Annotated in this window: 6 protein-coding genes and 1 pseudogene; 5 read left to right on the top strand and 2 right to left on the bottom strand. The window is 59.2% G+C overall.

Annotation, left to right across the window (positions count from 1 at the left end; genetic code table 11):
• The 4 genes and pseudogenes from JCM12296_RS40600 to JCM12296_RS48575 all read left to right on the top strand — a co-directional run.
• On the top strand, positions 1–271 hold a 271-nt coding region (locus JCM12296_RS40600; protein ID WP_218188395.1), incomplete at its 5' end, for a hypothetical protein.
• Positions 268–456 (top strand): hypothetical protein, encoded by a 189-nt coding sequence (locus JCM12296_RS39335; RefSeq protein WP_157068097.1) that lies wholly within the window; start codon positions 268–270, stop codon positions 454–456. The genes JCM12296_RS40600 and JCM12296_RS39335, both read left to right, overlap by 4 nt.
• Positions 457–564: 108 nt before the next feature.
• Positions 565–2,367 (top strand): annotated as a pseudogene (locus JCM12296_RS32250) (UPF0182 family protein); the annotation flags it as partial.
• A 71-nt stretch (positions 2,368–2,438) separates the two neighbouring features.
• Positions 2,439–3,209, top strand: a complete 771-nt coding sequence (locus JCM12296_RS48575; RefSeq protein ID WP_281492234.1) for a UPF0182 family protein — start codon at positions 2,439–2,441, stop codon at positions 3,207–3,209.
• A gap of 15 nt (positions 3,210–3,224) precedes the next feature.
• On the opposite strand, the gene JCM12296_RS39340 is transcribed toward JCM12296_RS48575, so the two are convergent.
• Positions 3,225–3,524 (bottom strand): hypothetical protein, encoded by a 300-nt coding sequence (locus JCM12296_RS39340; protein ID WP_157068098.1) that lies wholly within the window; start codon positions 3,522–3,524, stop codon positions 3,225–3,227.
• Complete coding sequence (locus JCM12296_RS32255) at positions 3,491–4,873, bottom strand: YXWGXW repeat-containing protein (protein ID WP_218188398.1); 1,383 nt, start codon at positions 4,871–4,873, stop codon at positions 3,491–3,493. The genes JCM12296_RS39340 and JCM12296_RS32255 overlap by 34 nt, the downstream gene beginning before the upstream one ends.
• On the opposite strand from JCM12296_RS32255, the gene JCM12296_RS42910 reads away from it, so the two are divergent.
• Positions 4,872–5,111, top strand: a 240-nt coding sequence (locus tag JCM12296_RS42910; protein ID WP_218188399.1) for a hypothetical protein, incomplete at its 3' end; no start/stop codon positions are given. The two genes, JCM12296_RS32255 and JCM12296_RS42910, sit on opposite strands and share 2 nt — an antisense overlap.

Here is a 5,111-nt window from a genome sequence, read left to right on the forward strand (position 1 = left end):
GGCCCAGGAAGCCCAACTGCGCGCCCAGGCACCGCAGACCCTGCAGCGCGTGGAGGCGGGGCAGCCGCTGACGGCGGCGGATGTTCAGGCCCTGGTTCAGGCCGGGATCAGCGACGATCTGATTATCAGCCAGATCCGCAATTCGCGAACGGTCTATCACCTGACCACCGCCGACATCATCGCCCTGAGAAATTCGGGTGTCAGCAACCGGGTGATCGACTACATGATCAACACGCCCTCCAGGTTCCATCCTCGCAGGTGGCCGGCGTGATCGGCGCCTCGCCGCCCCCGGCACCGCCCGAGACGATCGTCGTGGCGCCGGGGCCGGACTATTACTGGGTGCCCGGTGCCTGGTTGTGGTTCGGTGGGCGCTGGATGTGGAACGGGGGGTACTGGCACCGGCCGAGGTATTACCATCATCGCCCCCACAGATACTACGGTCCACGGCATTGGTAATAACCCGGCATTGGCCGGATGACGAGAATCGGGATCGATGGTCAAAAGAAAGTGCAGGTAAGAATGCCACATCGCGAAACATCAGGAAAATGGGTCGGACGGCTCCTCATGGCGGGGGGGGTGCTGATTGTGCTGCTTCTGGTCGCAGCGGCCCTGACGAAAATTTATCTGACTGATCTGATCAACCTTTGGTGGTTTAACGCACTGGGGTACGAGTTCTATTTCTGGCAGCGCAAGCTCTACCGCTATGTCGTCTTCATCGCGGTCTCCCTGATTTTTTTTCTGGTGTTTTTCCTGAATTTCTGGCTCGCCTCGCGCTTTCTCAAAGGGCCTTCCCCCTCCACCGAGGGCGCCGCCGGTAAAACCTACAAAAAGGTGTACAAGGCTTTTCAGACCGGCTCCATGATTTTTTTCATTCCCCTTTCCGTTGCGCTCAGTATTCCCCTGGCCATGCCCCTGTACCGCAACTGGGAACAATTTCTTTTTTTTGTCTTCGGCCGGTCCATGGGTACCGTTGACCCGATATTTGGCAGTGATGTCTCGTTCTACCTGTTTTCCTTTCCCATCTATGAACTCCTGCAGAACCGGCTGCTCATTGCTTTTCTCATCCTGCTGGTGGGCCTGTTTATCCTGTATATGGTCAAAAACAGGCTGCAGACCCACCATCCGTTTCAATTCGCGCGGGGCGCCAAATGGCATCTGAGTAGTCTCGTGCTGCTGGTTTTTGCCATCGAAATCTGGGATTTCATCCTTCAGCGGGATGCCCTGGTGTATGATGTCAGCCATGCACCCTTGTTCTATGGCCCCGGCAACGTGCAGATGAACGTGGTCCTGCCGCTGATCTGGGGGACCTTGATCTTGTTGGGCCTGACCGCGATTTTTCTGATCGTGGCCATTCACACCCGCAAGGGGGGCAAGCTCCTGGCGGTCAGTATCGTGCTGGCGGGGCTGTTCCTGGGTTTGCGTAACACGCCGTTTTTACCGAACCTGGTTCAGACCTATATTGTCAAACCCAATGAAATTGCCAAGGAGCGGCCCTATATTGCCGACAACATCCAGGCAACCCTGGACGCCTATCAGTTGACCCAGGTGGAGGTGCGCGATTTCCGGCATGAGCGTTTTCCCCAGGCGTACAGCCTCGCCAAAGCCCAAAAGGTACTTCGCAATATCCCGGTCTGGGACGCCGAAACCCTGGACTCGGTTTTCAAACAACTCCAGGAACTGCGCACCTATTACACCTTCCCCCAGGTCGACGTGGATCGCTACACGGTGGACGGCATCTATCAGCAGGTCTTTCTCGCGGCGCGGGAGATCGACTATGCGAATCTGCCCGCCGCCGCGAAAAACTGGATCAACGCGCATTTTACCTATACCCACGGCATCGGTGCGGTCATGACGCCGGCCAGTCAGGTCAGCGGCGATCCCATGACCTGGTTCATCAGCAACATTCCGCCGGAGTCCCATTACGGGATCGCCCTGGACCAACCGCGGATTTACTACGGCATGGGGCGCTATCCCTGGGCGGTCGCGCCCAACCAGGCGGGCGAAATGGATTATCCCAAGGGGAACAGCAACATCATGGCCGACTATACCGGCGAAGGGGGGATCCCGGTGGGGTCGCTGCTCAAAAAATTGATCTTCGCCTACTACTTCAAGGACCGGGATCTCTTCTTCTCGACCAAGTTCAGTAACGCCAGCAAAATGCTGATGCGGCGAAACATCATGGATCGTATCGGTTTTTTAACCCCTTATCTGACCCTTGACCGCAGCCCCTATGCCGTGGTGACCGCCAGCGGGATTTACTGGATCGTGGACGCCTACACCACCTCCGGATGGTACCCGGCCGCGGCCCCCTATGTGCATGAAGGCGCGTCACTGAACTACATCCGCAATTCGGTCAAAATCGTGGTGGATGCGTATGACGCAGCGTCGATTTCTATATCCAGGACCCGACCGATCCCATCATCCAGGCCTACAAGCGCATCTATCCAGGGCTTCTCAAGGATAAATCCAGCATGCCGGAGGATATCCGCCGTCACGTGCGTTACCCCAAGGACCTTTTCGAAATCCAGATGGCCATGTATGCCAAATACCACCAGACCGATCCCCAGGTTTTCTACCAGCAGGAGGATCTCTGGACCTTCGCCGAGACCCTGGATGCCGAAAGCACCGTGCCCCTGAAACCCTATTATCTGACGTTGGATCTGATTACGCCGGACACCCTCGATTTCCTGCTGCTGCTGCCCATGTTTCCCAAGGGCCGCGATAACCTGCGTTCCCTCGCCATCGCGGGGTGTGACGGCGACAACTACGGCAAGATGATCCTCTATAATTTTCCCAAGGGTGAGTTGGTGTACGGACCGGCTCAGATCGATGCTCTGATCAACCAGGACCCGACGATCGCCCAGCAGTTTACCCTCTGGGATCAGGCCGGATCATCGGTGGTGCGTGGCAAGATGATCATTCTGCCCATCGGGAACAGTGTGATCTTCATTCAGCCGGTTTACCTCAAATCCACATCCCGGGTGAAAATTCCTGAATTGCAGCGCATCATCATGAGCGAAGGCCAGGTGGCGGTGATGGAGACCTCCCTGGAAAAGGCGTATGGTCTGCTTCAACAACGCGTCGCCGAAGGATCCAGTGGTGTGGCGCAACGCTTCCCGCGGGTGGCGCCGATAGTGCCAGAGTCGAATGATACGAACCCGCCTGCCCAGCCGCCTGCTCAGCCGACCGGTCCGGCGGCGGAAAAATAGCCGCTTGGCGGCTATTTACTTGTGATGCTCCTCCGGTGGCCCCTTGCGTCCTGAGCCGTTTCGCTGGCGGGCCTCCGGTGCCGGTTGCTGATGGGTGCGGTCTCCTTGATCGCCGCGCACATGCGGGGGCGCGCCTTTTTGCGGATGGTGTTGTGGCGTGGGGGCCTTCTCGCTACGGGTCGGCCTTTCCACAAGGTGCTGTTTCCGTGGGATTTTTTGGGGCGCTTGGGCGTTGGACCTGTCACCGTGGCGGCGCTCCTGGGACGCGGGCTTGGGCGTTCTTACGGCTTCATGGCGGTTATCCGGCGGTGCCATGCCTTGGGGGTTGGGTCCTCTGTCGTGTTGGCGCTTTTGGGGCGCCGGCTTGGCGGGTTGGGATTTTTTGCGGCCTCCTGGCGTTTGTCGGGCGGCGCCATGCCCTTGTTATAATGCCGCTCCTGTCTGTCTACGGGGGGCTGGGGGGAGCGTGCCATCGGTTTCTGGTGCTTCATTGGCGATGGGGCCGCCTTGAAGGCCGACGGCGATTTACGTTCCGGCATGGGCTGTCCGGCCTTACGACCCTGTCCCGCCGATTCCCTGCGACTGCGTTCATCGACAAACTTGCGTACATCGGCGGTATGGCGTGAAAGCTGCCGATGCGCAGCCGGCCGGATGCGTTCGAAGCGCATGGGCGTGGCCTTTCGGGCGGCAAAGCGCGTCACCGGCGCCGCAAAGCCGAATTGACTTTGTTTTGCCGGCGACATCCGTTTCATCCGGTGCTGCATGTCGGCATAGGTTCGCGGCGGACGCAGGTCCCGATGGTCGCGGCGCCGTTCGTATTCCCGGCGTTCGTATTGTTCCCATTTTGGTTTGTCGCGGTGATGGCGCCAGCGGTCATGGACATAGATCGGGTCATACCAGCCGCGGCGGCGTTCACATTCGAAGCGGGGAAAGATGCCCATGCGCAGGTAAACGGTGTCGTAGTAGTCGCCAAAATAGTAGTGATGGTACCGCGGCCGGGTGAACAGGCCGAATTGCAGGTTGCCCAGATCGACCACGATGCTGAGCGAATAGGAGAAACCCGGACGGGCAACCATGCGCGGGGGAAAATACACCGGGGCAAAGAGCACCCCGCGGTGTGCCAGGGTATAGTCCCAATGGCCGGGAACGAAGATATAGCCGCGCGGCGTCCAGATGTAGCCGGACGGTACCCAGACCCAATCGGGCCGTCCCGCAATCCAGTAGCCGGGACGTTGAATGTAACGGGTCCGGTGCCAGTACCAGCACGGCGGCACCCAGATCTGGTTGGCCGATGCCGGCGCTGCGGGCGGGTCCACATCGGTTACCGCCGGCGGCTCAGGCAGGTACTCGACCGCCTGGGCCTTGACCGGCCCCCAGTATCCGGCCACCCATTGCCACCCGCCGGGCACCTGGGTCCAGTATCCGGGAACCCAGGCCATGTTCGGCGGCACCGCCCGCCAGCACCCGCTCACCCAGATGTAGTCCTTGCTGTCCGTATCCCACGCCCAGTATCCCGGTACCCAGGTGTACTGGTCCCCCACCGGTTTTTCATCCGGCGGAATCTCATCGATGTCGGCGGGTGGCGCGGCGGGGGCGATCAATCCGGCGGTGTTTTCTATATTGACCGGCTGGGCGAATGCTTCGTTCACCGGGCCGCGGGTCATGACCGCCGGCACTTCCTCGGACGGTACCGGCGGTGGCTGTTCCTGTGAATACCCAACCATCGGGCTTGATGCAAAAATCATCATCATCAGTAGGGTTAGAGCAGGCTTCATGGGTTTCACCTCTTCTGGCGCATGGACGCCTTTGGCAAAGATTTCCGGTTCCAACCTGGGTTTCATTTACACAACCCAACATTCGAACTCAAGCGGGAAACGCTTCTATCAAGGGGTTTACGCTTCA

The organism is Desulfosarcina cetonica JCM 12296 (assembly GCF_001311845.1).
GTDB lineage: Bacteria > Desulfobacterota > Desulfobacteria > Desulfobacterales > Desulfosarcinaceae > Desulfosarcina > Desulfosarcina cetonica.

Coding starts and splice junctions, on each gene's coding strand:
- JCM12296_RS32255 (WP_218188398.1), bottom strand. CDS start 4,873: ATGACCCGCGGCCCGGTGAACGAAGCATTCGCCCAGCCGGTCAATATA.
- JCM12296_RS39340 (WP_157068098.1), bottom strand. CDS start 3,524: ATGGCACCGCCGGATAACCGCCATGAAGCCGTAAGAACGCCCAAGCCC.